This is a genomic window from Pseudorhizobium xiangyangii, assembly GCF_020531965.1.
Classification (GTDB): domain Bacteria; phylum Pseudomonadota; class Alphaproteobacteria; order Rhizobiales; family Rhizobiaceae; genus Neorhizobium; species Neorhizobium xiangyangii.
Genome location: NZ_JAJAWH010000010.1, coordinates 61131 through 87424, shown reverse-complemented (window position 1 = coordinate 87424; position 26294 = coordinate 61131). Strand labels below are relative to the sequence as shown.

Genomic DNA, 26294 nt, shown 5'->3' with positions numbered 1-26294 from the left:
GCGCGCTGGAGGTGCTGTGGATAGAGAACCTGCAGATTTCATGGAATTCCAGGTTCCGTTCAGGGACATCGACCTGCACGGTGAAATGTTCCGTTCGGTTTATGTCGCCAGGGCGGAGGAGGCGCTGAACGCGTTCTGGAAGCGCCGTCCCGCCATGCCGGATGATCCGTACTTCAGGGTCGGCAAGATCGTCTGTGTTTTCCACGCCGCGCTTCGCCTGCACGATCATGTGCGCATGGACGTCCATGTCAGCAAGATCGGGGGGAAGTCCGCCGGGTTCCTGGTGCGGATGATGCGTGATGGCGAGGAGGTCGCCGAAGCGGAGATCGTCTGGACCGCCTGCGACATGCAGAGCAGGGAGCCGGTCAAGCTCCCCGAAGACCTGCGCGACTGGTTCTACCAATTTCTCGACTGACCGGCGCGGATCGCAACGGATGCCCGCGATCCCGCGTAGCGGGAAACCCGCACGTGCACATATCCTCCTCGGGGCCTTTCGATTATTCGAATTGACTCATGGAGAGATCCGTTCCTACACTGCTGCGGTAGCGCGTGTTGGGAGGCACTGACGCTGCCCGCATCCTGATTAAATGACATGAAGCGAAATGCATGCTGGCACGCCGGCAACGCTTGGCGTGTGTCTGACGATTGTGATTAATCTGGGAGGAAAATCATGAAACGCCTGCTGTCGTCCGTCGCCGTGTTTGCTCTTGCGGCGAGTTTTGCGCATGCACAAGCGCCTGCTGTGCCCGACAATCTGGAGAAGCTGTCCAACTTCCAGACCACCGGCACGACCGAATTCACCCTGATCGAGCAGAAGGGCGAATACGCCGACGGGGTGAAGAAGAACCTCGAGGGGATCAAGCTTCCGCCGGGGTTCAAGATCGAGCTTTACGCCATCGTGCCGGATGCTCGCCATATGGCCGTCGGTCCGCAGGGGGTCGTGACCTTCGTCGGCACCCGCAAGGACAAGGTCTGGGCGGTCACTGATCGCAACAAGGACCGGGTCGCTGATGAGGTGAAGGATTTCGCGCCTTCGCTGCAGTTTTCCGTTCCGAACGGGGTATGCTTCTCGAAGGACGGTTTCCTTTACATCGCCGAGCAGAACCGCGTCCTGCTCTTCCCCGCCGCCGAGTTCTTCTACGAGGGGCCGGATGTCGCCGCCTTCAATCTCATCAAGAAGGGAGAACTGGTCCCGGCTGCGCACGAAAGCTTCAACCACACGGCGCGTGTCTGCAAGATCGGGCCGGACGGCAAGGCCTATATCTCGCTCGGCCAGCCCTTCAACGTCGCGCCCGCGGAAAGTCTGGAAGAGTTTAAGAAGGTCGGCATAGGCGGGATCATCCGCATCAACACCGATGGTACCGGCCGCGAGGTCTTCACCCACGGTGTTCGCAACTCCGTCGGGCATGACTTCCATCCGGTGACCGGCGACCTATGGTTCACCGACAACCAGGTGGATGGAATGGGTGACGACATACCTCCCGGCGAGATCAATCGCCAGACCGCTTCCGGTCAGCACTTCGGTCATCCCTGGTTTGGCGGAGGCTCGATCCGCACCAAGGAATACGAGGGGCAGGAAGTGCCGGTCGAGGTCGTTGCCCCGGCGGTCGAGACCGCCGCACACGCCGCCGATCTCGGCATGAGCTTCTACACCGGCAGCATGTTCCCGGAAAAGTACAAGAACGCCATCTTCTCCGCCCAGCACGGCTCCTGGAACCGCACCACCCCCGTCGGGGCGCGGGTCATGGTGACGTTCGTAGACGAGGAAGGAAAGGCGACATCCGAGCCCTTTGCCGAGGGCTGGATCGACGAGAACGGCGAGTATCTTGGCCGTCCGGTCGATGTTGCCCAGTTGCGGGATGGATCGCTGCTGGTGTCGGACGATCTGGCCGGTGCCATCTATCGCATCTCCTACGAGGGTAATTGATGCGAAATCCGGTCATGCTTGGCCTGGGCGGGGTCTTCCTCGCCCAGGCTTTCATCGCGCCGCCTGCCGTAGCCGAGGATCTCACCGGAGATCCGGCTGCGGGACGCAGGAAGGCGGGAATGTGCCGCACCTGCCACGGTCTCGAAGGGCTCGCCAAGATCCCGATCGCCCCTCACATCGGCGGGGAGCCCGCCAACTACGTTGCGCGCCAGCTGATCGCATTCCGTGACGGCACGCGCACCCACGAGATGATGTCCGTGGTTGCCAAGGGACTGGATGACCAGGCAATCGCAGACCTCGCAGCCTGGTATTCCGCACAGCCGGCCACGGCTTCGCTGAGGGCGGGAAAGTCAGAAGGCATGGCGCCGGAAACATGCGTATCATGTCACGGACCGGACGGTCTGGCGACGATCGAGGATGCGCCGAACCTCGCAGGGGAAAACACCATCTACATCGATACGCAGCTGAAGGCATTCCGGTCAGGCAAGCGGACGCATGCCGTCATGTCGGAGGTCGCGGCGGACATGAGCGATGCGGAAATCCGCGCCGTCGCCGATTGGTATGCTGCGACGACGATCAGCATTCCGCCGGTGAAATAGTGCCGTCTGAAACGGAAGCCCGGACGCAGCGCCCGGGCCTCCAGATATGGGTCGCTTCGGCAGGATCAGGCCCGTGCCGGAAGCAGGGGATAGCCGACCATGACGGCCCGTCCGGCCAGCGCCGCAACGACCGCCTTGACGATATCGCCCGGCACGAATGCCAGCGTGCCGAGGAACGCGTTCGCAAGGCCGAGATTGGTCGGGCCGTAGGCGAGCCACAGCACGCCGATCAGGTGGTCTACCAGGATGCCGCCGATCACGGCGGCCACGAAGAAGCTTGCGATCTGGCCAAGCCCGCTCTGTTCCCGCTTTATGACGCGCTCCGAAATCCAGCCGGTCACGAATGCCGCAAAGACAAAGCCGACAAGGTAGCCCGCCGGTGGGGCCATAAAGACGCCAAGCCCGCCGCGACCGCCAGAGAGCACGGGTAGACCGATTGCCGCAAGCAGGAGGAAGATCAGCACGGCAACGGTGCCGCGCTTGGCGCCGAGCACGACGCCGGCCAGCATGACGCCGAGCGACTGCGCGTGGATAGGCACGGGGATGAAGCCAACCGGAATAGGCGGCAGAAGGCCGAGGACGACAATGATGGCGGCAAACAGCGCAGCAAGAACGAGGTCGCGGGTGGTCATGTTCTCTATCTCTCCTTGGAACGTCGCGCAGGTTTGTGCCCGCGGATTCCGCGGGCGTCAATGGCGGCTGCTATGTCGTCGGCATTCTTCAACGTCAGGATGATCAGCGGGACGGCAAGCGTCAGCGGCCGGGCTTTCAGCCCTCGCGCCTCATGCGCATCCCGGATTGCCTGGTAGCGTCCCAGCACTTCCGGCACGAAGCGGATGACCAGGCCGACCGCCAGTCCGATGTCGGACGCCCTCACGAGGCCCAACCGTTCGAGCGGGCGGGCGGCGAGGGTAATCTCGTCCACGAACTCGCCGATCCCGGTGGTGGCCGTTACAGCCGCCGCGAGCAGGACGAGCGTGGTGAGCCGCAGGAGAGTGACAGCCGCTTCCTCCGGCGAGTTGACGAGCAGGGCGAAGATCGCCACCACGAATATCGTCACGAAGACCGGCCTGAGGCGCAGCCAGGATTGCCGCCATCCGATCCCAACCGAAGCGTAGAGTGCCAGTGCCGCGAGCGTGGAAATTCCCAGGAGAAGTGGCGATGCTAGGACGATGAGCGCAATGCCCGTTGCGGCAAGCGCAATCAGCTTGGCACGGGCGGAAAGCCGGTGAAGCAGGCTGTTCCCCGTGACATAGAGCGTGTTCATGCGGCTAGTTCCCGGTACCGGGCAATCACCTGTGACGGCGCATCGTCGGCGGCCAGCCGTCCTTCGTGGAAAAGCAGCACCCGGTCGAAGTCCCGGATAAGGTCGAGGTCATGGCTGATGACGATGGCCATTTCGTCGAGACCGTGAACTGTCTTTTCGACGAGCGCACGGTTGCGCAGGTCGAGCTGGTTGGTCGGCTCGTCCAGGATGACGACCTCCGGCTCGGTCACCAGAACCGAGGCGAGCGCCGCCAACTGTAGCTCCCCGCCGGAAAGTTCATGGACCCGTCGCCCCGAGAGGCGTTCAATTCCGAAGCGCCGCAGGATGCCGTCGACCGCCGCGTCCACGGCGTGTCGAGGGAGCCGGCGGTTCTTGAGCCCGAGCGCGATGTCCTCGTGCAGGATCGGCAGGATGATCTGGTTCTGCGGGTTCTGGAAGATGAAGCCAACCTTGGCACGAACGGTCTCGCCGTCGCTGGCGGAGTCGAAGCCGTCCACGGTTACGCGGCCTTGCGTCGGTTTCACCAGCCCGTTGATCATCCGGGCAAACGTCGTCTTGCCGGAGCCGTTGAGCCCGATGATGCCGATCCGGCGTTCGGTAAGCGACAGCGTCAACGGTTCGACCGCGACACGTCCCTCAAAACTCGCCCCGGCCTGTTCGAAATGGATCTGCACGCACGGCCCCTCATTCGTCGGCGCTCCTATAAAGCCTTTCCCGGCAGGTTGGAAAGGCTCTTGAGCGGATGGACGGGCAGGGGAATAGAAAACAGACCGTGAACATTGATGTGAGCCCGGGTTCGTCCTACTCTGTCGATCATGGTGATTCTCATCCCGAACGAACAGGCGCGTCGGATCTTCATGGAACGGCAAGGTCTTTCCCTGCCGCCCTCGCGCAGCATGGACAAGCCGGGTCTGCTGGACCTCGTCAACAAGCTCGGCTTCGTGCAGATCGACAGCATCGCGACCGTCGAGCGGGCCCATCACATGATCCTGTTTTCCCGCAACCAGACCTATCGTCGCGAACATCTTCAGCGGCTGCTGGAAAAGGATGGAGAACTTTTCGAGCACTGGACGCACGACGCGTCAGTCATCCCGGCTGCCTTCTTCCGGTACTGGAAGCACCGGTTTCTCCGGCGCGAGGCTGTGATCGGCGAGCGGTGGCGGAAATGGCAGGGCGAGGATTTCGACAAGGCCTTCGAGGAGACCTATCAGCGGATCGTCGAAGGCGGGCCAATCATGTCGCGCGAGATGAAGGCCGAGGATCACAAATCGGGAGGCTGGTGGAACTGGCACCCGAACAAGACGGCACTCGAATATTACTGGCATACCGGCAAGCTCGCGATTGCCGGCCGTGTCAACTTCCAGAAGATCTACGACCTGACAGAGCGTGTGCTGCCCCCGCATCATCACGCGCCGGAAGTGAGCCACGACGATTTCGTCGATTGGGCCTGCCGCAGCTCCCTCGATCGGCTCGGTTTCGCAACCCATGGGGAAATCGCGGCCTTCTGGGATCTCGTTACCGCGCAGGAAGCCAGGGAATGGGCAGACAGCCACCGAGACGAGCTGGTGGACGTGGCTGTCGAGGGCGCCAACGGCGGCAAGCCGCGAGCGGCCTTCGCCTTCCAGGGCTTTCCTGAGCATCTCGGCGATATACCGGAGCCTCCCGCGCGCGTCAGGGTTCTGAGCCCGTTCGACCCGCTGTTGCGTGACCGCAACCGCGCCGAACGGCTCTTCGACTTCAATTATCGTATCGAAATCTTCGTTCCGGAGCCGAAACGCCAATACGGCTACTACGTCTTCCCGCTGCTCGAAGGCGATCGGATGATCGGCCGCATCGACATGAAGGCTGACCGCAAGTCGGGTGTGCTCGACGTGCGCCGCCTCTGGCTGGAGCCCGGCGTGCGTGCCTCGGCCGGGCGGCTGGAAAAGCTCGAGGCGGAACTCCTGCGTGTCGCCAGGTTCGCGGGCGTGGAGGGGTTGAGATTCCAGGACGGCTGGCGAGGTGAGCAGAATTGAGGGCCGTATCGGGCCTGCTATGGAAATCCTCCATCAAATGACGTATATATTGTCTGTCATTTGATGGAGGCGGCCCCGTGGTGCAAGTTCTCGAACTGAAACAGCAGGTGCCTTCGCCCCGGCGGCAGGGATTTGCGTCGGAAGCGGACCGTACCCGTCTCGCCGGCACGGCGATGAAGGCTTACCGGCGCCTTGTCGAACAATGGGATCTGACCGGCGCGCAGGCGGCAGCCCTTCTCGGCGTCTCGCTGAGTACCTGGGAGCGATTGAAATCGGAAGGTCGGGGCAAAGCTTCGGTCAGGGCGTTGAGCCAGGATCAGATGACCCGTATTTCGGTGCTGACCGGTATCTACAAGGGATTGCACCTGCTGTTTGCCGATGGGATGGCGGATCGCTGGCCGGTGCTTGCGAATTCAGGCCCGCTGTTTGAAGGCCGGGCGCCGGTCGCGGCGATGATCGAAGGCGGTATTCCGCTGATGCTGGATGTTCGCCGCTATGTCGATGCGGTGCGTGGGGGCTTGTAGTTGTTGATCGACGGCGTACCAGTCATCACGGCCGCCTACGCAAGGACTGTGCGGCTGGTGACCACGGCGCGGCTGCGGCAATCGGTGCTGGCGGCTCTGGTCGATGACGAGGGCGAGCTTGCACAGCTGGCCGAGATCGAAGGGGCGACCAGCAGCCGGACGATGGCGGAAACGACCGGCATTTCCGGGCTGGCCGCGAATGAGCTGGTCTATGATGTTCCCCATGCGCATTTCATCAACGCGAGCTTCGCCTATGCCAAGCCGCGGGAACCGAACCGCTTCAACGGAGAGAACCGCGGCGCATGGTATGCGGCTCTGGCTGTGGAAACCTGTCTTGCGGAAATCGGCTTCCATATGACCGAGTTCCTGGCGCGCACCGGCGATTTCAACGCCGTGGTGGAATATGCGGAAATGTTCTGCAGCCTCTCCGGCGATTTCGTCGACCTGCGTGAAATGCCGGGACACGCCGCACTCAGTCCTGACAAGGGGGTCGGATACCCTGCCGGGAACGGGCTGGCCGAGCAGGCTCGTGCTCATGGCCTGAACGGCATCGTATACCCGTCCGTCCGCCATGCGGGCGGCACCTGCTTTGCCGTTCTGCGGCCGGCTGCCGTCCAATCCGTCCGGCAGGGAGATGTCTATCGGCTTGTCTGGTCGGGCGAGCCCTCACCGGAGGTCCAGGGACCGATCAGCGGGTAGATATCCTAGACGATATCGGTGCCACTGATCTGGATGCCGAAGCCTTCCAGCCCGACATAGTGGCGCTCGCGCGAAGCGAAGAGGCGGATGGACGTGACGCCGAGATCTTTCAGGATCTGTGCACCAAGTCCGATTTCCAGCCATTCGTTCTCCCGCTGCTGCGCCTCGCTGTGCGCCTCGCGGTCATGGTTGCCGCTGCGGGCCGTGGTCGAAACGCCGACGCCGACAGAGCCTTCGCGAAGATAGACGATGACGCCTCGGCCCTTGTCGGCAATCCGCTTCATGATGTCGTCGATCTGCCGGCTCTTGCCGAACACGTCGCGGCCCACATGCTCGAGATGCAGCCGTACCGGAATGTCGACCCCGTCGCGGATGTCCCCGAAGACGAGAGCGAGGTGCTGCATGGGATCCCAGGGCAGCGAGTAGGCATGTGCCTTGGCCGGTCCGTAGGGAGTCTCGACATCGAAGCTCGATGCCAGCTGGATCAAGGTTTCCTTGCGCTGGCGGTAGGCGATCAGGTCGGCAACCGAAACCTGCTTCAGGCCGGCATTTTCGGCAAAGGCCGCGACCTGTGGTCCGCGCATGACGGTGCCGTCATCGTTCACCAACTCCGAAATCACGCCGACCGGCGGCAGGCCCGCAAGCTTGCACAGGTCGACGGCCGCTTCCGTGTGGCCGGACCGCATCAGGACGCCGCCTTCGCGGGAGACCAGCGGGAAAATATGCCCCGGACGTACGAAATCCGACGCACCGGCGTTGGAATTGGCGAGGTTGCGAACCGTCAATGTTCGATCGTCAGCGGAAATGCCGGTGGTGGTGCCGTGCTTGAAATCAACGGACACGGTGAAGGCCGTGGTGTGCGCGCTGTCGTTTTCCGCCACCATTGCGTTGAGATTCAGGCGCTTCGCCTCTTCGCGCGGCATGGGTGCGCAGACGATGCCCGAGGTATGGCGCACGATGAAGGCCATCTTTTCCGCTGTGCAGTGGACGGCGGCGACGATCAGATCGCCCTCGTTCTCGCGGCCGTCATCGTCCATGACGACAACGATTTCGCCGGCCTCGAAGGCGCGGATGGCATCGACGACACGCTTCTGATCATAGGTCATGGGAGTTTCCTTGGCGCAACTGGCCGGTCTGCGCCCGGTCGCGGAGATAGTGATCGGCTATGGCGCAGGCAACCATGGCCTCGCCGATGGGAACGGCACGGATGCCAACGCATGGGTCGTGACGGCCCTTGGTGCGCACGTCGACATTGTTGCCGTCGGCATCGATCGATTGGCGCTCCGTCAGGATGGATGAGGTCGGCTTGATTGCGAAGCGGGCAACCACGGCCTGGCCGGTGGAAATGCCACCGAGAATGCCGCCGGCGTGGTTGGACAGAAACAGCGGCTTGCCGTCATTACCCATCCGCATTTCGTCGGCATTCTCCTCGCCGGAGAGTTCGGCTGTCGCGAAACCGTCACCGATCTCCACGCCTTTCACGGCGTTGACGGACATGAGCAGCGAGGCGATATCCTGGTCGAGCTTGCCATAGATCGGAGCGCCGAGGCCGGCGGGCACGTTCTCGGCAACCACCTCGACGACGGCTCCAATGGACGAGCCACTCTTGCGGATGGAATCGAGATACTCTTCCCACACGGGCACCGTTGCGGGATCCGGGCAGAAGAACGGGTTCTGGTCGATCTGAGCCCAATCCCAGTTGGCGCGATTGATCTTGTGCTTGCCGATCTGAACCAGCGCCGCGCGCACCACGAGACCCGGGACGACCTTGCGGGCAACGGCGCCAGCGGCGACGCGGGCTGCCGTTTCGCGCGCGGAGGAGCGTCCGCCGCCCCGGTAATCGCGGATGCCGTATTTGACGTCATAGGTGAAATCCGCGTGTCCCGGCCGGTAGCGCCGGGCGATCTCGCCGTAATCCTTGGAGCGCTGGTCGGTATTTTCGATCAGCATGGAGATCGGCGTACCGGTTGTGATCATCGTCTCGCCGTCTTCGGCCAGCATCACGCCGGACAACACCTTGACGATGTCGTCCTCACGTCGTTGCGTCACGAAGCGGGACTGGCCGGGCTTGCGCTTGTCCATCCAGCTCTGGATTTCGGCGAGGGTCAGTTGAATGCCGGGAGGGCAGCCGTCGACGACGCAGCCAAGCGCCGGGCCGTGGCTTTCGCCCCAGGTGGTTACACGGAAGAGATGACCGAAGGTGTTATGCGACATACCGGGACCGTCCATGTTGGACCAGCCTTTGCCAGCCCCTGACGCGGTTGTCTTATGGAAAAGGGCGGCAGGCGACAAGCCCTAGTTGGAGCATGGGCGCGTCTCACGCGGCAGCTTTTGACCACCGCTGCAATGCTGTCTCCGTGAACTCGGCGAAGGGCAGGGGCCGCGCGAACGCATATCCCTGCAGCAGATCACAGCCCAGCTCGCGCAGCATCGCCGCATGCTGCATGGTTTCGACGCCTTCCGCGACCGTGTCGACGCCGAGCGAGCGCGCGATGTCGATGATCGACCGCACCAGTGCGCGTTCCTGCGGCGAATCGAGGATCGGCATCACCAACTGGCGGTCGATCTTCAGGCGCTTCGGCCGAAGCTTCAGAAGGCCGACGATGGAGGTGTGGCCGGTGCCGAAATCGTCGATCTCGATATCGATGCCCAGCGCCGTGATCTGTTCGAGATTGGCCGCGACGGTGTCTTCGTGTTCATCGAGGAAGATGGATTCGACCAGTTCGAAGGAGATCCTTCCGGGGCGGATGTCGAGCTCTCTGAGCATGTTGATCAGGTTCTCGTCGTGCAGGCGGCGTGACGAGACGTTCACAGAGACCTTGGGTATGTTCAATCCGATGCCGGCCCAGCGCCTCTGGTCCCGCAACACCGTTTCAAGCACGATCTGGTCGAGGGTCGCGGTAACGTTGAGGTCGTCGGCGATCTTCAGGAAGCGGTCCGGGGCGAGGATTCCATGATGAGGATGGTTCCACCGGATCAAGGCCTCGACGCCGGTAAGCTCGTTTGTTCGCGCATCGAACTGTGGCTGGTACCAGGTGACGAATTCCTGGTTGTCGATCCCTGCCAGGATCTGGTCTGCCGTGCGCTTGTGGCTGACGATTTCCGCCTGCAGGTTCTGCGTGAAGAATTCGAAGCGATTGCGGCCCATGCCCTTTGCGCGGTACAGCGCGATGTCCGCATTGACCAGGATGCGGCGGGCATCGATGTTCAGGCCACCGGCCTGGGCGATGCCGATCGATACGCCGCAGCGGCAGGCAAATCCCTCGAAATCGATGGGCTGCCGCAGCTCGCCGATGATCCGGATCGCGAGCTGTGCCATTTGCTCCGAACTGTCGCCATCCTTCACCAGAATGACGAATTCGTCCCCGCCGATACGCGCAACGAGATCGTCACGCCGGACGTTGCGCATCAGTACGCGCGAGGTGTGCGCAAGCATCGCATCGCCCGCTGCATGTCCCAGCGTATCGTTGATCTGCTTGAAGCGGTCGAGATCGAGATGCAGGATCGAGAACCTTTGCCGCTCGCTTCGGCTCTCCCGCGATAGCTGGTCGAGCTCGATGTCGAGCTTGCGACGGTTGGCGAGCATGGTCAGCGGGTCGTGGAGGGCGTTGTGCTCGATCCGGCTCTTGGCAAGTTCGAGTTCGGCGTTCTTTGCGTCGGATTCGGCTTTTGCTGCCTTGAGCTCGGCTGTCAGAAGGGCGTCTTCGGTCACGTCAAAGGCAATGCCGACCACCTTGTTCTGGCCGTTTCGCGCGGTCTGAAGTTGCCCTACCGAACGGATGTAGCGCAGGCTCCCGTCAGGCTGCGGCGCGCGTACCAGCAGGGCCTCCTGCTGGAAGCCCGATGTGAAGGTTGCCGATGCGACTTTGGCCGCAAGGCGGTCTTCCGGAAGGATGAGGCTGAACCACTGCTGCTGGCGGACGACGCCATCGGTAAACGGAATGTTGTACAACTGGCACATGCGCTCGTCCCAGCGCTCCACACCAGAAACGGGGTCGTATTCCCATATGCCGCAGCTGTAGGAGGCCAGCGCAAGATCGAGCCTGTTGGAAAGCTCGTCCAGCTGCTGTTCCCGCTTCGATAACTCGTCCAGGGCAAGTTCGAGTTCCGCGTTCTTGATCTCGCTGACGTCCTTCGCGTCGCGAAGCGTCTGTGTCCGCAGCATCTCGGAGGTGACATCCCAGACGATCCCCGTCGTACGGACAGTGCCGTCCGGATTTCGGTAGGTTGCGCCGGCCGACTGCAGGTAACGAACCGCACCGCCATCCCCTGCCACCCGGTATGTGGCCGTGCAGGGCTGCTTGGCTATGATGCAGGTGAAGAAATGCACCTCGGCGTCACTGCTGTCCTCAGGATAGATCGCCCGGTGCCAGTCATCCAGCCTGTTGGCGCTCTCCCCCGGTTCATAACCGTGCAATACTGCCGCGCGGTCATCCCAGAAGACGTGGCTTCCGTCTCCGGCCGCTTCCCAGATGCCGATGTTGGAGGCTTCCATCGCCAGGTTGAAGCGTTGCGAAAGCTCCAGAAGGTTGGCCTCGCGCGCTTTAAGCAAGCTGATGTTGCGGTTTCGCTGTTCGATCAGGAAGCTCGCCATCAGGATCGGCACGAGGAGGGCCATGCTTCCCAAGGCAAGCGAGAAGCGGTATCCCGCCTGGTCTGGCGCGGCGACGTCCCAGCCGTCATCGGGCGCGACCAGAATCTGCCAGGTGTTTTCGCCGATGGGGAAGTGCCATTCGAGCGGCTTGCGGTCAACGATCCGGGGGTCGCCGAAGAAGATCTGGCTGCCGACCTCGTTCAGGTTGCGGACCGCGACCTCCAGCCCCTCGATGTTGATAAATCTCACGACCGTCGAATCGACCGAAGCTGCCAGACCCGCGTCGGCCATCAGCCTGCTTTGGTCGAGAAGAATGGCGACGGCTCCCTCCACGAGCGGTTGGGGTGCTTCGCGGCCCATGGGATGGATAAGAGTGAGATAGTTGCCAGCGGCGTGGGTGACGAACGACGGGGCCAATATCTTGCTGTGGCGCTCCAGGTCGTTTGCAAGTTCGTCCTGATCAATGATCTGGGCAGATTGGGTCGAGTGGGGGTGACTGAGGAGCCGCTCCAGCTTGAAGCCGGGAGCGATTGCCACCGCCACGATTTTGGGATCCCGCTCCAGTTCCTGCTGTGCAGAGAAACGAAACAGATCCAGCGCGCCCTCGGACTGTGAGGCATAGGCATGTCCAAGACGCTTGGCGATCGCCATTTCGTCCGCCACCTCGATCTGCAGGCGTCGGGCCAACAACGCAGCGGCCTTTTGGGCATGGCCCCGCAGTTCCTGCTGAAACTCGGCTTGGTGCCGCTGGTCGAGAGAGACGCCGAGGTAAAGCACAGACCCCGCGATCGCCAGTGTCGCAAGCGACAGGAAATGGCGTCCTCTGACGATAGAATGCAAACGGGTTTGAAGCGACTGCCAGGCAGACAATTCCGCCCCTTTCCAAAGTGATCTTCTCACCTGGAGTTCTATCCTATGCAGGTTAATGGCAGATTGCGTGTCGCCGTGTATTTTGCACGGGAAATTTGCAGAAATACTGCTTTAAACGGCAAATTTACTCGATTGAGGTAATCGGGCTAGAGTCTTGAACAAAGTTAAGAATCTGGTCACTACTTGTACGGAAAAAGTCATCGGCGCGAGCAACTTTCGCCACAATCGGGAGGCTATCTTGCGTCGTAGTAAAACACCTTGGAATTTGCCGAAGGCTCTGAAAATGCGTCTGCTGATCGCCGCTCTGCTCGCCACTGCCAGTATTCTTTCTCCATTGAGCGGCTTTGCACAAAGTGCGGACGTGGAGGCGACCATCAGTTCGGTGGACGTCAATGCGCTCAGCCTGACGCTCGATGACGGCAAGACCTACAGGGTTCCGGAGGAATTCAATTTCGAAGGGCTGGAATCGGGTGTGAAGGTTCTCGTCTTCTACACCGAAGTGGACGGCAACCGGGTCGTGGACGACCTGGAAATCATTCAGTAGCGTCCGTCAGAACCACTCCAGCGTCCCTGCACCCAGGTCGATCCGGAGGAGCTTGTCCTGCGGCACCGTCATTGTCGCGGCTTCGTGTTCCGACAGGTTTGCGACAAGCCGGAAAGCGGAGCGCACGACGCCGCCATGTGTTACGCAGATTGTTGGTCCGCTCAGTGAACGAAGCCACGCGCCCACGCGCCAGGAGAGGATTTCATAACTCTCGGCAGCCGCACCGGGCGGAATGAAGTTCCACTTCTGGTCGGCCCGGGCCTGAAGTCTGTCGGGCGCAACGATGCCGACCTCCTCGAGGGTATGTCCCTCCCAATCGCCGAAGGAAAGTTCGACCAGCCGCTCGTCCGTCAAGTAACCCGTCGGCTCCAGCCCCATGGCCGCCCGCAGGCGTTCCATCGTCTCGCGTGTGCGGGAGAGGGGGCTTGAAACGAAGCGGTAGGCGGGGACGTCGCTTCCCAGTATCTGGAGCAGCGTCTCGCCGTTGCGAGCCGCCTGCGATCGTCCCAGATCATTAAGGGCGATGTCCTTCTGCCCTTGAAGACGCCCTTCCGCGTTCCAGTCCGTCTGGCCGTGTCGGATCATGTAGATGAGCACGGCAGACTTCCCTGGATCATTCCTTGACGACGGAGATGTCAGGCGCGTCGACAGCCTTCATGCCGACGACATGGTATCCGCTGTCGGCATGATGGATCTCGCCGGTCACCGAACGCGACAGGTCGGAGAGCATGTAGAGGCCGACATCGCCCACGTCCTCGATGGTGACGGTGCGGCGCAGCGGCGCGTTGTACTCGTTCCACTTCAGGATGTAGCGGAAGTCGCCGATGCCGGATGCCGCCAGCGTCTTGATCGGGCCGGCCGAGATCGCGTTGACGCGGATGTTCTTCGGGCCGAGGTCGACAGCGAGATACTTGACGCTCGCCTCGAGCGCGGCCTTGGCTACGCCCATGACATTGTAGTTAGGCATGACTTTTTCGGCGCCGTAATAGGTCAGCGTCAGCATCGATCCGCCGTCCGTCATCAGCTTTTCGGCACGACGCGCGACGGACGTGAACGAGTAGACCGAAATCCGCATGGTCTTGTCGAAATTGTCGGCAGTCGTGTCGACGTAGCGGCCGGTCAGTTCGTCCTTGTCGGAGAAACCGATCGCGTGGACCAGAAAGTCGATCTTGCCCCAAAGCTTCTCGATTTCCGCGAAGGCGGCATCGATGCTTGCTTCGTCGCTGACATCGCAATCGCCGGCCACGATGGCGCCGAGTTCGGCCGCCAGCGGCTCGACCCGCTTCTTCAAGGCCTCGCCCTGATAGGTCAGCGCGATTTCGCCACCCTGTGCATGAATGGCCTTGGCAATGCCCCAAGCGATAGAGCGATTGTTGGCGACGCCCATGATGACGCCGCGTTTGCCTGCCATTAGGCCGGAAGCCTGAACCATGCTATGTGTCCTTTGAGACCGTAGTCGCTCTGCGCGAATGATGGTTGCCTATGGCATAGGCCGCTCAGGCGTTCAAGTTGGCGCAGATCATCTCGTGTAAGCTGCCGTAACAAAGGGTGCGTAGCAGCAGGGCGGGCTTTGTGCGTCACGCGCCGACTACAGGTACAGGCCTTCGCGCATGTGACGCATCAGGTCCGTCACCTTCGCATCGGGCTTTTCCCACAGCATGACACGCAGTTCCACCACCAGGTCACCGCGTTTGCCTTCGGCACTGAGCAGGCCGAGCCCCTCCAGCCGAAGTGCCCGGTCGGAGCCGGACCAGGGCGGAATGGAAATCGATCTTCTGCCCTCGGGAGTCTCGATCTCGGTATCGGTGCCGAGGACCGCATCCTCCAGCGAGATGGGAAGGTTTGTGTGAATATCGAAACCTTCAGCACGAAACTTGCTGTTGGATTCGATGCGCAGGGTGACGAGCAGATCGCCGCGCTGCATTCCCGGCACCTTCAGCCCCTGGCTCTTGAGCCTGGCAACGTGACCGACCGTCATCCCCGCCTCAAGGGTAAGGCGGACTTCGCGGTCCTCGGGAAGCTTGATGGCAACCCAGGTCAGATTCAGGAGGTCTTCGAGGGAAACCATGGCCTCGACCGCGTGATCGGGCACCTTTTCGGCCGTTACGCTCGTTCCGCGAATGCGGCGGACCAGCGAGGCAATCAGGTCCACGGCCTGAGCCGGAAGCGGCCGCGCCTCCGTCTGGGGATCGGTCCTGGAACCGTCGCCCTTGGCACTGGTGTCGTCCTGTTCGGCGGTTGCCGATGCGGTGGATGGTTTCGCCTGCGATTGGGGCTGGGGCCGGGCAGAGGCTCCGCCCTGTGCGGGTCCGTTCGGTGCCGCCCCGAAGATCCGGTCGATCATGTCCTCTGCAGCTTCGGTCGTGCCGCCGGACTGGGCGTTGGCACTGGCCTGCGCTCGTTGCGCATTGGCACGTGCCAGCTCTTCCATCACGCGTTCTGCATTTGCCCTTGCCGCCTTTGCCCGCTCGGCCGACTCGCGTGCCGCCTGGCGCTGCTGCATGATCGTCTGGTGTGCGTCCACCGCGCGATCGTAGCGCATGCGGCGTTCAGGATCCTTCAGGACCTCATAGGCCTTGCCGACTTCGGTGAACCGGGTGGAGGCTGATGGATCCTCCTGATTATGGTCAGGATGAACGGATTTTGCCTTGGATCGCCAGGCAGCCTTGATCTCGTCGGCGCCGGCATTTCGCTGCACACCAAGAACAGAATAGGGATCGCGCATGAATGACCACCGGTTAAATTGGGCGGGAGGACCCGATAAGCCGGCCCCCCGATACTCGATACAACGCCCGTGGAGTCTGCCGGTTCCTGTTGCCGGAAAATCCCACGTGTGATCGGAGGCTAGCAGGGCAATCCTGAATCAGTGGTTACAACCGCAAATGGTCGTTCGGCACGGTTAAAATTCTACTGACGATCGAAGGCAGTCAGTAACCAATCGCCGCTGCCCGTCAGGCAGGCCTGGCCCGAGAACATGGCGATGCCCTCGTAGGAATGGCGGGTGGTGGTGAAGTCGCGGCACACGTGGCCGGTGTTGCGCGCTTCCTTGATCGTAGAGACAACGCCGGCGCTGCCGGTCGCTGCATTGGCCCAAGGCACCGGACTGCCGGCCATTTTTGCGAGATCGACGGAAGTCACCGCGTTTCGAACGGTTGCCTCGTCGGACAGTGCCGTTTCGGTTTCGCCGCGAGACACTGTTCCCGTGGCTATGGCGCGGTCAACCTTAGACCCGCCCCCGAAAAGATCGAGGCTGCTGGTGCATGACGTGGTGCAAATAGCTATCGTGCCGAATGCCAACGCAATCACGATGCGCTGATTCAACCACTTTGAGGGGATGTGCGACTTTGCTATCAGTACCACCTTGTGTCCTGTCCGGGCGTGAGTCACGGGCAAACTCACCAGTCGGGAGCATTTAAGTCAATATGTCTGAGAGCGGGTTAACAAGCGGTGACTTCACGCAAGAAAGCGAGCCTTTCGCATTGTTCGGCCAGTGGCTGAAGGATGCCGAGGCTTCCGAGGTCAATGATCCGACCGCTGTGGCGCTTGCCACCGTGGACGAGCACGGCATGCCCAACGTCCGAATGGTGCTGCTGAAGGGTTTCGACGAGCAGGGCTTTGTCTTCTACACCAATTTCGAAAGCCAGAAGGGGCAGGAGATCCTGGGACAGAAGAAGGCGGCGATGTGCTTCCACTGGAAGTCGCTGCGGCGGCAGGTGAGGCTGAGGGGCGATGTCGAAATCGTGACCGACGCGGAGGCTGATGCGTATTACGCGACCCGGCCGCGCGGCAGCCGGATAGGTGCCTGGGCGTCGAAGCAGTCCCGCCAGCTTGAAGGCCGCTTTGCACTCGAGAAGGCGGTTGCCGAATATACCGCCCGCTACGCCATCGGCAACATCCCGCGTCCGCCCCATTGGTCCGGTTTCCGCATCAAGCCGACGTCCGTGGAGTTCTGGCACGACAGGCCGTTCCGCCTGCACGACCGCATCGAGTTCAGACGTGCGACAGCGGATGGCGCGTGGGAGAAAGTCAGGATGTACCCCTGACGGTCAGCGTCCGGATAGCGCGAAGGGAATTCCGGACGCGAGTGCGGAGACGTAGCGTGGCCGCTGGAAATAACCGTTGAGGGAAATTCTCGGCAGGCCGGTCATCCGCTCCGCCGATCCTCCATGGAGCGTGCCGGGCTGGGTGGTCACAGCGACCGCAAACCCGAGCTCGCGCGCAATGGCCATGTCGCGGTCGGTCACGGCGCCCGGGAAGCCGTAGGGATAGGCAAAGCTGCCTGGCCGCCGGCCGGTCGAGGCCTCCACCCAGTCCGCGGACTGCTGCATTTCCGCCTTCGCCTCATCGGGTGTAAGCCGCCCGACGGCGCGGTGGCTCAGCGTATGAGCGCCGAGCGAGGCGAGGGGATGCAAAGCAATACGGCGCAATTCGTCGGTATCCATCACCAGTTCGGCGGTGATTTTTAGCGGATCGACGTCATGCTCTCGTGCCAGTGCATCGATCCGTGAGACGGCCAGTTCCTCTTCTTCGCTCGTCACCATATTCGCAAATCGATCGAAGGCGCGAAGCTTCAGCGTCCCTGTTGAAAGGTCGATGTCCTCGATGCCGTTCCCGAAATCGAAGCGGACCTTTGACAGGCGGCCGAGGAGTTGTCCCAGCGTCTCCCACCAGAGGGAGTGCGTGCGCTCGGCAAATCCGCGCGTGACGAAGATCGTGAAAGGCACGCCGTGCCTCTCGAAGATGGGCAAGGCGTGTTCGGCATTGTTGCGGTAGCCGTCGTCGAGGGTGAATGCGGCGAAGGGCTTGCCGTCCTGCGTGCGAAGCCGGTCGGCTATTTCGGTGAGCGGAATGAAGTCATAGCCGTCATCGCGAAGTTGCAGGATTGCCTGTTCCAGGAACTCGGGCGTGACCTCCAGGTGGCGGTTCGCCTCGAAGGTTCTGTCGCCCTGTGGCCGGACATGGTGAAGGGTGAAGATCGCTCCTTTTCCCCGCGCTTTGCCGACCAGCCCGGTGCGCGAGATGACGGCGACGACCTCGAGCGCCCCGGCAATTGCCAACCGCTTTCCGTCACGCCGCAGAACCGTTTTCAGCCTGTCGCTCATTGATACAGCTGCCCCAGCACACACCACCTATGGGAGAAGATAGGCAGGTGTTCTTAAGTCTTGCTGAACTCGATCTGCGTCATTTGTCGAAAAGCGGCATCCCGATCACAGCGGCCAGCGCAATCAGCATGAAGCAGATGTACCGGAACGTCGCCTCGTTCGCGAAGCCGAAGAGACGCGAGCCGGCAAACAGACCCACGCCATATGCCGGACATATGACGGCCGAGAGGATCATGGCTTCCATCGTCAGCAATCCGCCGATCAGGTATGCGGCAGCCGAGATAACACTGGATAGTGCGAAATAGAGAACGAGGTTGGCGCGCACGGTTGCCGCGGGAATGGCGCCGCCGAGCCAATAGGCAACGACCGGCGGGCCACCCAGTTGGGCAGCGCCCGAGAAAACGCCGGCAAGACCACCCGTACCGACGGTCAGCGGGAGTTTCGGCCGCCCGTGATAACGCCAGCCCGACGCCAGGAAGGCAAGCAGCGCCAGCACGACAAGGGAGATGATCCAGCGCAGCGTGACAGGCGGTGTCAACGCAAGGATTGCCGTCCCGATCGGCACTCCGATCAGTGCGCCGCTCACCATCGTGGCAACCTCCCGGCGGTTGGCCCGGCGCCATGCGTCCGGCAGAAGCCCGAGGGTCAGAACGCCGTCGATGATGAGCAGCAGTGCAGCCGCCAGCCTGGGTTCTGTCGCAGCGCTTGCCAGCGGCACGAAGATCAGCGCTCCGCCAAAGCCCGAGAAACCCCGGGCGAGCCCGGCAATCAAGGCTGCCGCGAGCAGAAACAGTAGGGCTGACGGATCGTGCCCGGCAAGGGAAGTCTGCAGGAAATTCAGATGCTCGCCGGGTGTCATCGCTGCTTGCCGAAATGGATCGTGATCCCGGCACTGCAGGGTTTCAAACGCCGAGTCAAGCTGCGCCGATCAGCCGGAACAGGGTCTCTCGCCCAGGTCTTCGAAGAGGCGAAGCATGTAGCCGTCGGGATCGAGCACCACGAACTGACGATTGCCGACTTCCCGATGATCGCGGCGATACCACTTTTCTTCCAGCGGCAGATGCAGTGACACCCCGGCGTTGGCGAGCCGTTGGAGTATGCCCTCGACGTCTGGAACCCGGATCTGGACGTTAAGTCCCCGACCGAAAGGTCTATCGAGTGGCGCCCCATCGATGTCGAAGGTTCGCCCCACGCCGAGTTGGTCGATCATCAGTTGTGCTTCGCCCAGCACAAGATAGCAGAACCCTTCCTCCGCGCGCTCGTAGAGGACGGAGAAGCCGATCAGTTCACAGTAGAACCGCCGGCTTGTCCGCCAATCTGATACGGCAAACTCGGGAACGAGTGCATTGCCGTGCACCGGATCAGGCTTTCGTACCGCCGACGGTCACCTGGTCCATCCGCAGATGCGGCTGGCCGACGCCGACCGGCACCCACTGGCCGGCCTTGCCGCAATTGCCGATGCCCGTGTCGAGCTTGGTATCGTTGCCGACCATCGAGACCCGCTTCATCGCGTCCGGGCCGTTGCCGATCAGCATGGCGCCCTTGATGGCGGGGCCGATCTTTCCATTCTCGATCATGTAGGCCTCGGTGCAGCCGAACACGAACTTGCCCGAGGTGATGTCCACCTGGCCACCGCCGAACGATACGGCGTAGACGCCTTTCTTGACCGAGGCGATGATTTCCTCCGGGGTCTTGTCGCCGGAAAGCATGTAGGTGTTGGTCATGCGCGGCATCGGCACGTGGGCATAGCCCTGCCGACGTCCGTTGCCGGTGGGCTGCTGGCCCATCAGCCGTGCGTTCTGGCGATCCTGCATATAGCCGACAAGTCTGCCGTTCTCGATCAGTACGTTGTAGCCGGAGGGCGTGCCCTCGTCATCGACGGTGATCGAGCCGCGGCGGTTGTCGATCGTGCCGTCGTCAACGACGGTGACGCCGGGCGACGCGACCATCTCGCCGAGAAGCCCTGCGAAAGCGGAGGTCTTCTTGCGGTTGAAATCCCCTTCGAGCCCGTGACCGACCGCCTCGTGCAGCATGACGCCCGGCCAGCCGGAACCCAGCACGACGTCCATCGTGCCGGCCGGCGCCTCGATGGCGTCGAGATTGACGAGCGCCTGGCGCAGCGCTTCGTCCGCTCCGGTCTTCCAGTTGCCGCTAGCAACGAAATCGCCGAAGCCCGTGCGCCCGCCGGTGCCGAAGGAGCCGCTCTCCTGGCGGTCGCCGTCACCGACCACCACGGAAATGTTGACGCGCGTCATCGGCCGGATGTCCTGCACGCGATGGCCGTCGGCCCGCAGGATCTCGACCACCTGCCAGCTAGCAGACGCCGTTGCCGTCACCTGGCGAACCTTCGGATCCTTGGCCCGCAGATAGGCGTCGATTTCCGTCAGGAGCGTCACCTTCTCCTCGAAGCTCGGCTGGCCGATCGGGTTCTCGTCTCCATAATACTTCTTGTTGGTGCGCTGGGGGGCTGCCGCATAGGAACCGGAATAGCCGGCCGTGACCGCGCGCACGGCATCGGCCGCGCGCGAAAGGGCGGACTGGGACAGTTCGCCCGCGTGGGCATAACCGACGGCCTCGCCCGCGACGGCGCGCAGCCCGAAGCCCTGGTCGGTGTTGAAGCTGCCGCCCTTCAGACGTCCGTTGTCGAAGGTGAGCGATTCGCCCTGCGCGTGCTCGACGAAGAGTTCGCCGTCATCCGCCCCCGAAAGGGTCTCGGAAAGAATGCGGCGCAGCTTGGCTTCATCGCAATCGAAAAGGTTCAAGAGATCGGTATTCATCAAACTGCTCCGTAGCCCCCGGTGGGAGAGCGGGAGCGCATTCGACCGATGTAGGTCCCCCGGTGAGCCGAAGCAAGGTTAGGGCAGGGCGTCGTAACCGGCGGCAAAGCCTTCCAACTCGAACGGCACTGCTATCCTGTTCTGCGCGTCTGGCGATTCCTTGATGGCCCAGGCGCCGCTTTTCCCGGCCCGCAGGAAGCGCATCAGGTCTTCCTCGACAGGAAATTCGAGGCTGCAACCATCCGGGAAGCAGCGGGTGAAGTAAGCCGTCCCGATGTTCTGGTTGTCGATGAAGAGCTGGGCGCCGTCTTGCAGCCAAATCCCCAGTGGCGCCAGCACGCGCATCTGCACAAGCTTGCGGTCGGCCGTCTTCAGCACCGAGATGGCAACGCCGATTTCGGGTCTGTCCTCATCGAGGACATACTGGACAAGTGCGCACTGTTCCGCCGATGCGCCGGGTGGAGTGTCGCACACCATGGACCACGCGCCATAGTTCTGGCGGACGCCGCCGGCCGATCCATTGGGTTTCTGCTGCGGCGCAGACGCCTGCGGTACCCTTTCCCCGGTCGAAGGCTGCGGCGCCGGCGCGGCGGGCTGTTGAGCTCTCGCGGGAAGCGACGAACCGGCAACGGCTGCGACGAGACAAGCGGCGATGATCGAAGAACGACCCATGGATACCTCTGGATGGCGAATCAGGACGGCTATTCTTGGCTTTGTGGCGCGAAATGAAAAGCCCCGACCTCATCCCAGTGGAGTGCGGCGAAAATGGGACCCATGTCGCCGCGTTGCGGTCCGACAAGGCCTGAAATGTGGGAAAAAGCCCTTGTGGGCACGGCTTTTGACGAAGCGCAAAAATGCCGCATAGGGTTTTCCCAGCAGATATTGCGGCAACCGCCAAACTATGATTGAAGCAGACCTGATAGCCTGGATTCTGCGTTTTGGTTTGATCCAGATCAAACGCCTGAGGAGAATTTTTGTGATGAACAGAGCTTTTGCGGTGATGACGGCGCTCATCTGTCTGCTCTTTGCTTCTGCCGGTTTCGCCGATCAGCCTACGCCTTGGCAGGTGGATCTGCAGACGCCGGTTACGCCGATCATGCATGAGATCAAATGGTTCAACTACTATACCCTTTGGTTCATCGTGCCGATCACCATTCTGGTTCTGATCCTGCTGGTGGTTGTGGCCATGAAGTTCCGCGCCAGCAAAAACCCGGTACCGTCCCGCACCAGTCACAACACGATGATCGAGATCGTCTGGACGGTCGGGCCAGTCCTCATTCTGTTCTTCATCGCAATTCCGTCCTTCAATATGCTCAATGCGCAGCTGACGATTCCGACGAACCCTGATCTGACGATCAAGGCGACGGCGACGCAGTGGCTGTGGAGTTATGAATATGAAGGTGGCGAAAATCCGCTCTCCTTCGATTCCTACATTCTGAAGGACGAAGACCGTGCGGCCGCCGGCAAGGAAGACCTTGGTGCCTATCCGCGCCTGCTCGCCGTCGACAATGAGCTGGTCGTTCCGGTCAACAAGACCGTGCGTCTGCTCGTCACTGCCGCGCCGACCGATGTCATCCACGCCTTCGCAATGCCTGCTTTCGGCCTCAAGATCGACGCCGTCCCCGGTCGTCTGAACGAGACCTGGTTCAAGGCCGAGAAGGAAGGCATGTACTATGGCCAGTGTTCCGAGCTTTGCGGCAAGGACCATGCCTACATGCCGATCGCCATTCGCGTCGTGTCCGAAGAACAATACGACACCTGGGCCACGTCCGCTCAAGGTGACCTTTCCGGTGCCAATCGCGCGCTGATGGCCCTGGCTGCACAGCCGGCCGACGCCGTGCGTGTTGCTGCTACCGAATCCAAGTAACGAGGAGTGAGGACAATGGCTGGACCTACTGCCGCCCACGACGATCACGCTCATGCTCGCACTGCCTCGCACGACGATGCACACGCCCATGGGCACCATGACCATAAGCCGAGCTTCTTCGCCCGCTGGTTCCTGTCGACCAACCACAAGGACATCGGTACCCTTTACCTGATCTTCGCGATCATGGCGGGTATCGTCGGCGGCCTCATGTCCGTCGCCATGCGCATGGAGCTCCAGGAGCCCGGCATCCAGATCTTCCACGGCCTGGCGGCCATGGTTTACGGCTTCGAGGGCGAAGCTGCCATCGATGGCGGCAAGCACATGTTCAACGTGTTCACCACGGCGCACGCGCTCGTCATGATCTTCTTCATGGTCATGCCGGCGCTGATCGGCGGCTTCGCCAACTGGATGATCCCGATCATGATCGGCGCTCCGGACATGGCCTTCCCGCGCCTGAACAACATCTCGTTCTGGCTTCTGCCACCGTCCTTCCTGCTGCTGATGCTCTCGCTCTTCGTCGAGGGTCCTGCAGGTGCCTACGGTGCAGGTGGCGGCTGGACGATGTATCCGCCGCTGTCGTCTGCCGGCCATCCGGGCCCGGCCGTCGACCTTGCGATCTTCGCGCTCCACGTTTCCGGTGCGTCGTCGATCCTCGGTGCGATCAACTTCATCACCACGATCCTCAACATGCGCGCTCCGGGCATGACGCTGCACAAGATGCCGCTCTTCTCCTGGTCCGTTCTCGTGACGGCGTTCCTTCTGCTGCTCTCGCTGCCGGTTCTGGCAGGCGCGATCACCATGGTCCTGACCGATCGTAACTTCGGAACGACCTTCTTCGCTCCGGAAGGCGGCGGCGACCCGATCCTCTACCAGCACCTGTTCTGGTTCTTCGGTCACCCGGAAGTGTACATCCTGATCCTGCCCGGCTTCGGCATCGTCAGCCACATCGTGTCGACCTTCTCGAAGAAGCCGGTCTTCGGTTACCTCGGCATGGCCTACGCCATGGTCGCAATCGGTGCCGTCGGCTTCATCGTCTGGGCTCACCACATGTACACGGTTGGCCTGTCGCTCGACGCGCAGCGCTACTTCGTCTTCGCGACGATGGTTATCGCGGTTCCGACCGGCATCAAGATCTTCTCGTGGATCGCGACGATGTGGGGCGGCTCGCTGTCCTTCCGCACGCCGATGATCTGGGCGATCGGCTTCATCTTCCTGTTCACCGTCGGCGGCGTCACGGGCGTTCAGCTCGCCAATGCCGGCCTGGACCGTTCGCTGCACGACACCTACTATGTGGTCGCTCACTTCCACTACGTTCTGTCGCTCGGCGCCGTCTTCGCTATCTTCGCGGCCTGGTACTACTGGTTCCCGAAGATGAGCGGCTACATGTATTCCGAGACGCTGGGCAACCTGCATTTCTGGGTCATGTTCATCGGCGTGAACCTGGTGTTCTTCCCGCAGCACTTCCTCGGCCTCGCCGGCATGCCGCGTCGCTACATCGACTATCCGGATGCATATGCGGGCTGGAACTGGGTTTCCTCGATCGGCTCCTATATCTCCTTCCTTGGTGTTATCATCTTCCTGTTTATGGTTTGGGAAGCATTCGCCAAGAAGCGCGTAGCTGGCGACAACCCTTGGGGTGAAGGTGCGACAACTCTGGAATGGCAGCTGTCTTCGCCTCCGCCGTTCCACCAGTGGGAACAGCTCCCGAAGATCCGCTAAGCATCAAGAAATACAGGGCACCGCGTCGCGCGGTGCCCTGAAAATCAAGAGCAGGACTGAGACAATGACGTTGATCGACAATCACGATGCAGTTGGCGGCGAGGGCGGTATCCGCCTTTCGGAAGCCAGCGCACGCGATTTTTTCGAACTGCTGAAACCGCGGGTCATGTCCCTCGTGGTCTTCACGGCATTCGTCGGCCTTGTCGTTGCGCCGAGCGACATTCATCCTGTCCTGGCGGTTATTTCCATTCTTTGCATTGCCGTCGGCGCAGGTGCCTCCGGTGCATTGAACATGTGGTACGATGCCGATATCGACGCAGTCATGTCGCGCACAGCCAAGCGCCCCATTCCTTCCGGCCGGATCCTGCCGGGTGAAGCGCTCGCCTTCGGCCTGACGCTTTCCGTCTTCTCGGTGATCATCCTGGGTCTTGCGGTGAACTGGTTCGCCGCCTTCCTCTTGGCCTTCACCATCTTCTTCTATGCGGTCGTCTACACGATGTGGCTGAAGCGCTCGACGCCCCAGAACATCGTCATCGGCGGGGCATCCGGGGCTTTTCCGCCCATGCTCGGCTGGGCCTGCGTGACCGGCGGCGTCAGCATCGACAGCATCATCCTGTTCATGATCATCTTCCTGTGGACGCCTGCGCATTTCTGGGCGCTCGCCCTTTTCAAGATGCGTGACTACGGCGCGGTCGGAATTCCGATGATGCCGAATGTCGCCGGCGAACGTTCCACCAAGAACCAGATCGTCGTCTACGCGGTTCTGACTGCGCTTGTCGCGGTCGCGCCGTCCTTCACCGGACTGGCCGGGGTCGGCTACGGCCTGTTTGCCGCGCTGCTCGGCTCAATCTTCATTTACTGTTCCATCGCCGTCTGGCGGATGCCGGATGGCGACGAGAAGATGATCGCAGCAAAGAAGATGTTCGCCTATTCGGTGTTCTATCTGTTTGCGATCTTCTCCGCCCTGCTCGCCGATCACTTCGCGGCAGACCTGATGAACCTCGTAGGAGGTGTGCTTTGATCGAAACCGTGAAAGTCAGCGAGACCCAGAAGAAGTCTCGCCGCAACCGTAACGTTGCCCTCGGACTGCTACTCGCCGGCCTGGTTGGCCTCTTCTATGTCATCACGATCGTCAAGATCGGTGGCCTGGGCTAAGGAGAGCAAGGTGGCTGAAACGAACAATCCGCATCAGACCAAGCGCATCGGCAACAGCACCATCATGGCGGTGTGCTTTGTCTTCGTCGGCGGCATGGTGGGCATGTCCTATGCGGCCGTGCCGCTCTATCAGCTGTTCTGTCAGGTGACCGGCTACAACGGCACCACGCAACGTACCGAGCAGTATTCCGAAACGATCCTTGATCGGACGATGCCCGTGACCTTCGACGCCAATACGTCGAGCGCGTTGAACTGGGATTTCAAGGCTGCCAGGAACATCGAGCCGAAGATCGGCGAGACCGTGCAGGTGAACTTCACCGCCACCAACCGCTCGTCCGAACCCACGACAGGCACCGCCGTCTTCAACGTCACGCCGATGGAAGCCGGTGCCTACTTCAACAAGGTCGAGTGCTTCTGCTTTACCGAAACGACACTTCAGCCGGGTGAAACACTGGAAATGCCGGTGGTGTTCTTCGTTGACCCGGAGATCACCACGGCTGAAGAGACCAAGAACATCAAGACGATCACGCTGTCTTACTCGTTCTATCCCACGCAGCCGTCGAAGCCTGTTGCGGCGGTTCAGGAAAAGAGTAAGCCGGCCAATGGGCAACTTTGAGAGGATTCGCCGGCTTTCC

Annotated in this window: 28 protein-coding genes; 13 read left to right on the top strand and 15 right to left on the bottom strand. The window is 61.7% G+C overall.

The window, feature by feature from the left end:
• Nucleotides 1–16 precede the first annotated feature (16 nt).
• The 3 genes from LH464_RS11065 (at nt 17) to LH464_RS11055 (ending at nt 2526) form a co-directional block, all read left to right on the top strand.
• A complete protein-coding gene (locus LH464_RS11065; protein WP_226786438.1) occupies nt 17–415 on the top strand; it encodes an acyl-CoA thioesterase in 399 nt (132 codons plus the stop codon).
• Nucleotides 416–670: 255 nt separating this feature from the next.
• Nucleotides 671–1927 carry a PQQ-dependent sugar dehydrogenase gene (locus tag LH464_RS11060; RefSeq protein ID WP_226786437.1) on the top strand — a complete coding sequence of 419 codons (1257 nt, stop codon included), beginning with the start codon at nt 671–673 and terminating at the stop codon, nt 1925–1927.
• Nucleotides 1927–2526: a c-type cytochrome gene (locus LH464_RS11055; RefSeq protein WP_226786436.1), complete on the top strand. Its 600-nt coding sequence runs from the start codon at nt 1927–1929 to the stop codon at nt 2524–2526. The genes LH464_RS11060 and LH464_RS11055 overlap by 1 nt, the downstream gene beginning before the upstream one ends.
• A gap of 65 nt (nt 2527–2591) precedes the next feature.
• Here the strand turns inward: LH464_RS11055 and LH464_RS11050 are convergent, their stop codons facing one another.
• The 3 genes from LH464_RS11050 to LH464_RS11040 are packed head-to-tail and all read right to left on the bottom strand — an operon-like array spanning nt 2592 to nt 4467.
• Entirely contained in the window at nt 2592–3158 is a 567-nt protein-coding gene (locus LH464_RS11050) for a biotin transporter BioY (RefSeq protein WP_226786435.1), read from the bottom strand.
• Between the two features lie 5 nt (nt 3159–3163).
• Nucleotides 3164–3793 (bottom strand): energy-coupling factor transporter transmembrane component T family protein, encoded by a 630-nt coding sequence (locus LH464_RS11045; protein ID WP_226786434.1) that lies wholly within the window; start codon nt 3791–3793, stop codon nt 3164–3166.
• Complete coding sequence (locus LH464_RS11040) at nt 3790–4467, bottom strand: energy-coupling factor ABC transporter ATP-binding protein (RefSeq protein WP_226786433.1); 678 nt, start codon at nt 4465–4467, stop codon at nt 3790–3792. The genes LH464_RS11045 and LH464_RS11040 overlap by 4 nt, the downstream gene beginning before the upstream one ends.
• A gap of 141 nt (nt 4468–4608) precedes the next feature.
• Here LH464_RS11040 and LH464_RS11035 point away from each other — a divergent pair, with 141 nt between their 5' ends.
• From LH464_RS11035 to LH464_RS11025, 3 genes are all read left to right on the top strand, one after another.
• Entirely contained in the window at nt 4609–5808 is a 1200-nt protein-coding gene (locus LH464_RS11035) for a winged helix-turn-helix domain-containing protein (protein ID WP_226786432.1), read from the top strand.
• Between the two features lie 77 nt (nt 5809–5885).
• Nucleotides 5886–6332: an antitoxin Xre-like helix-turn-helix domain-containing protein gene (locus LH464_RS11030; protein ID WP_226786431.1), complete on the top strand. Its 447-nt coding sequence runs from the start codon at nt 5886–5888 to the stop codon at nt 6330–6332.
• Nucleotides 6333–6335: 3 nt separating this feature from the next.
• On the top strand, nt 6336–7031 hold the full coding sequence (locus LH464_RS11025; RefSeq protein ID WP_226786430.1) for an RES family NAD+ phosphorylase: 696 nt from the start codon (nt 6336–6338) through the stop codon (nt 7029–7031).
• A gap of 5 nt (nt 7032–7036) precedes the next feature.
• On the opposite strand, the gene ribB is transcribed toward LH464_RS11025, so the two are convergent.
• The 3 genes from ribB to LH464_RS11010 all read right to left on the bottom strand — a co-directional run bounded on the left by ribB (nt 7037) and on the right by LH464_RS11010 (nt 12525).
• The gene (gene ribB / locus LH464_RS11020) at nt 7037–8137 is read right to left on the bottom strand and encodes a 3,4-dihydroxy-2-butanone-4-phosphate synthase (RefSeq protein WP_226786429.1); all 1101 of its coding nucleotides are present in this window, start codon (nt 8135–8137) and stop codon (nt 7037–7039) included.
• Entirely contained in the window at nt 8127–9245 is a 1119-nt protein-coding gene (gene aroC, locus LH464_RS11015; protein WP_226786428.1) for a chorismate synthase, read from the bottom strand. The genes ribB and aroC overlap by 11 nt, the downstream gene beginning before the upstream one ends.
• A gap of 103 nt (nt 9246–9348) precedes the next feature.
• Nucleotides 9349–12525 carry a bifunctional diguanylate cyclase/phosphodiesterase gene (locus tag LH464_RS11010; RefSeq protein ID WP_315859626.1) on the bottom strand — a complete coding sequence of 1059 codons (3177 nt, stop codon included), beginning with the start codon at nt 12523–12525 and terminating at the stop codon, nt 9349–9351.
• Nucleotides 12526–12778: 253 nt separating this feature from the next.
• Here LH464_RS11010 and LH464_RS11005 point away from each other — a divergent pair, with 253 nt between their 5' ends.
• Entirely contained in the window at nt 12779–13039 is a 261-nt protein-coding gene (locus tag LH464_RS11005) for a DUF1344 domain-containing protein (protein WP_226786521.1), read from the top strand.
• 6 nt (nt 13040–13045) lie between these two features.
• Here the strand turns inward: LH464_RS11005 and LH464_RS11000 are convergent, their stop codons facing one another.
• The 4 genes from LH464_RS11000 to LH464_RS10985 all read right to left on the bottom strand — a co-directional run bounded on the left by LH464_RS11000 (nt 13046) and on the right by LH464_RS10985 (nt 16399).
• On the bottom strand, nt 13046–13636 hold the full coding sequence (locus LH464_RS11000) for a histidine phosphatase family protein (RefSeq protein ID WP_226786427.1): 591 nt from the start codon (nt 13634–13636) through the stop codon (nt 13046–13048).
• Between the two features lie 16 nt (nt 13637–13652).
• Nucleotides 13653–14471: an enoyl-ACP reductase FabI gene (gene fabI, locus LH464_RS10995; RefSeq protein ID WP_226786426.1), complete on the bottom strand. Its 819-nt coding sequence runs from the start codon at nt 14469–14471 to the stop codon at nt 13653–13655.
• A 156-nt stretch (nt 14472–14627) separates the two neighbouring features.
• The gene (locus LH464_RS10990) at nt 14628–15764 is read right to left on the bottom strand and encodes a DnaJ C-terminal domain-containing protein (RefSeq protein WP_226786425.1); all 1137 of its coding nucleotides are present in this window, start codon (nt 15762–15764) and stop codon (nt 14628–14630) included.
• A 182-nt stretch (nt 15765–15946) separates the two neighbouring features.
• On the bottom strand, nt 15947–16399 hold the full coding sequence (locus LH464_RS10985) for an RT0821/Lpp0805 family surface protein (RefSeq protein ID WP_226786424.1): 453 nt from the start codon (nt 16397–16399) through the stop codon (nt 15947–15949).
• A gap of 62 nt (nt 16400–16461) precedes the next feature.
• Here LH464_RS10985 and pdxH point away from each other — a divergent pair, with 62 nt between their 5' ends.
• Nucleotides 16462–17082, top strand: coding sequence for a pyridoxamine 5'-phosphate oxidase (gene pdxH / locus LH464_RS10980; protein WP_226786423.1), 621 nt, complete (start codon nt 16462–16464; stop codon nt 17080–17082).
• Between the two features lie 3 nt (nt 17083–17085).
• Here pdxH and LH464_RS10975 read toward each other — a convergent pair whose 3' ends face one another.
• The 5 genes from LH464_RS10975 to LH464_RS10955 form a co-directional block, all read right to left on the bottom strand.
• Complete coding sequence (locus LH464_RS10975; RefSeq protein WP_226786422.1) at nt 17086–18141, bottom strand: polysaccharide deacetylase family protein; 1056 nt, start codon at nt 18139–18141, stop codon at nt 17086–17088.
• Nucleotides 18142–18220: 79 nt separating this feature from the next.
• A complete protein-coding gene (locus tag LH464_RS10970; RefSeq protein WP_226786421.1) occupies nt 18221–19000 on the bottom strand; it encodes a sulfite exporter TauE/SafE family protein in 780 nt (259 codons plus the stop codon).
• A gap of 69 nt (nt 19001–19069) precedes the next feature.
• Nucleotides 19070–19498: a bleomycin resistance protein gene (locus LH464_RS10965; protein WP_226786420.1), complete on the bottom strand. Its 429-nt coding sequence runs from the start codon at nt 19496–19498 to the stop codon at nt 19070–19072.
• 4 nt (nt 19499–19502) lie between these two features.
• Nucleotides 19503–20918, bottom strand: coding sequence for a metalloprotease TldD (gene tldD / locus LH464_RS10960; RefSeq protein ID WP_226786419.1), 1416 nt, complete (start codon nt 20916–20918; stop codon nt 19503–19505).
• Between the two features lie 78 nt (nt 20919–20996).
• Nucleotides 20997–21590 carry an invasion associated locus B family protein gene (locus LH464_RS10955; RefSeq protein ID WP_226786418.1) on the bottom strand — a complete coding sequence of 198 codons (594 nt, stop codon included), beginning with the start codon at nt 21588–21590 and terminating at the stop codon, nt 20997–20999.
• 307 nt (nt 21591–21897) lie between these two features.
• Between LH464_RS10955 and coxB the strand changes: the two genes are divergently transcribed.
• From coxB to LH464_RS10930, 5 genes are all read left to right on the top strand, one after another.
• Nucleotides 21898–22785 (top strand): cytochrome c oxidase subunit II, encoded by an 888-nt coding sequence (gene coxB, locus LH464_RS10950; protein WP_226786417.1) that lies wholly within the window; start codon nt 21898–21900, stop codon nt 22783–22785.
• 15 nt (nt 22786–22800) lie between these two features.
• The gene (gene ctaD, locus LH464_RS10945; RefSeq protein ID WP_226786416.1) at nt 22801–24504 is read left to right on the top strand and encodes a cytochrome c oxidase subunit I; all 1704 of its coding nucleotides are present in this window, start codon (nt 22801–22803) and stop codon (nt 24502–24504) included.
• Nucleotides 24505–24568: 64 nt separating this feature from the next.
• Nucleotides 24569–25525, top strand: coding sequence for a heme o synthase (gene cyoE, locus LH464_RS10940; RefSeq protein ID WP_226786415.1), 957 nt, complete (start codon nt 24569–24571; stop codon nt 25523–25525).
• Nucleotides 25522–25659 (top strand): hypothetical protein, encoded by a 138-nt coding sequence (locus tag LH464_RS10935; protein WP_226786527.1) that lies wholly within the window; start codon nt 25522–25524, stop codon nt 25657–25659. The genes cyoE and LH464_RS10935 overlap by 4 nt, the downstream gene beginning before the upstream one ends.
• Nucleotides 25660–25723: 64 nt before the next feature.
• Nucleotides 25724–26275: a cytochrome c oxidase assembly protein gene (locus LH464_RS10930; protein WP_255648337.1), complete on the top strand. Its 552-nt coding sequence runs from the start codon at nt 25724–25726 to the stop codon at nt 26273–26275.
• Nucleotides 26276–26294 lie beyond the last annotated feature (19 nt).

Bases quoted from the DNA above. Each gene is read 5' to 3' on its own strand.
- cyoE (WP_226786415.1), top strand. From the start codon at position 24,569: ATGACGTTGATCGACAATCACGATGCAGTTGGCGGCGAGGGCGGTATC.
- fabI (WP_226786426.1), bottom strand. From the start codon at position 14,471: ATGGTTCAGGCTTCCGGCCTAATGGCAGGCAAACGCGGCGTCATCATG.
- tldD (WP_226786419.1), bottom strand. From the start codon at position 20,918: ATGAATACCGATCTCTTGAACCTTTTCGATTGCGATGAAGCCAAGCTG.
- LH464_RS11005 (WP_226786521.1), top strand. From the start codon at position 12,779: ATGCGTCTGCTGATCGCCGCTCTGCTCGCCACTGCCAGTATTCTTTCT.
- LH464_RS10975 (WP_226786422.1), bottom strand. From the start codon at position 18,141: ATGAGCGACAGGCTGAAAACGGTTCTGCGGCGTGACGGAAAGCGGTTG.
- LH464_RS11045 (WP_226786434.1), bottom strand. From the start codon at position 3,793: ATGAACACGCTCTATGTCACGGGGAACAGCCTGCTTCACCGGCTTTCC.
- LH464_RS11060 (WP_226786437.1), top strand. From the start codon at position 671: ATGAAACGCCTGCTGTCGTCCGTCGCCGTGTTTGCTCTTGCGGCGAGT.
- LH464_RS11035 (WP_226786432.1), top strand. From the start codon at position 4,609: ATGGTGATTCTCATCCCGAACGAACAGGCGCGTCGGATCTTCATGGAA.
- ctaD (WP_226786416.1), top strand. From the start codon at position 22,801: ATGGCTGGACCTACTGCCGCCCACGACGATCACGCTCATGCTCGCACT.
- LH464_RS11055 (WP_226786436.1), top strand. From the start codon at position 1,927: ATGCGAAATCCGGTCATGCTTGGCCTGGGCGGGGTCTTCCTCGCCCAG.
- aroC (WP_226786428.1), bottom strand. From the start codon at position 9,245: ATGTCGCATAACACCTTCGGTCATCTCTTCCGTGTAACCACCTGGGGC.
- LH464_RS10930 (WP_255648337.1), top strand. From the start codon at position 25,724: ATGGCGGTGTGCTTTGTCTTCGTCGGCGGCATGGTGGGCATGTCCTAT.
- LH464_RS10990 (WP_226786425.1), bottom strand. From the start codon at position 15,764: ATGCGCGATCCCTATTCTGTTCTTGGTGTGCAGCGAAATGCCGGCGCC.
- ribB (WP_226786429.1), bottom strand. From the start codon at position 8,137: ATGACCTATGATCAGAAGCGTGTCGTCGATGCCATCCGCGCCTTCGAG.
- LH464_RS10970 (WP_226786421.1), bottom strand. From the start codon at position 19,000: ATGACACCCGGCGAGCATCTGAATTTCCTGCAGACTTCCCTTGCCGGG.
- LH464_RS11050 (WP_226786435.1), bottom strand. From the start codon at position 3,158: ATGACCACCCGCGACCTCGTTCTTGCTGCGCTGTTTGCCGCCATCATT.
- coxB (WP_226786417.1), top strand. From the start codon at position 21,898: ATGAACAGAGCTTTTGCGGTGATGACGGCGCTCATCTGTCTGCTCTTT.
- pdxH (WP_226786423.1), top strand. From the start codon at position 16,462: ATGTCTGAGAGCGGGTTAACAAGCGGTGACTTCACGCAAGAAAGCGAG.
- LH464_RS10955 (WP_226786418.1), bottom strand. From the start codon at position 21,590: ATGGGTCGTTCTTCGATCATCGCCGCTTGTCTCGTCGCAGCCGTTGCC.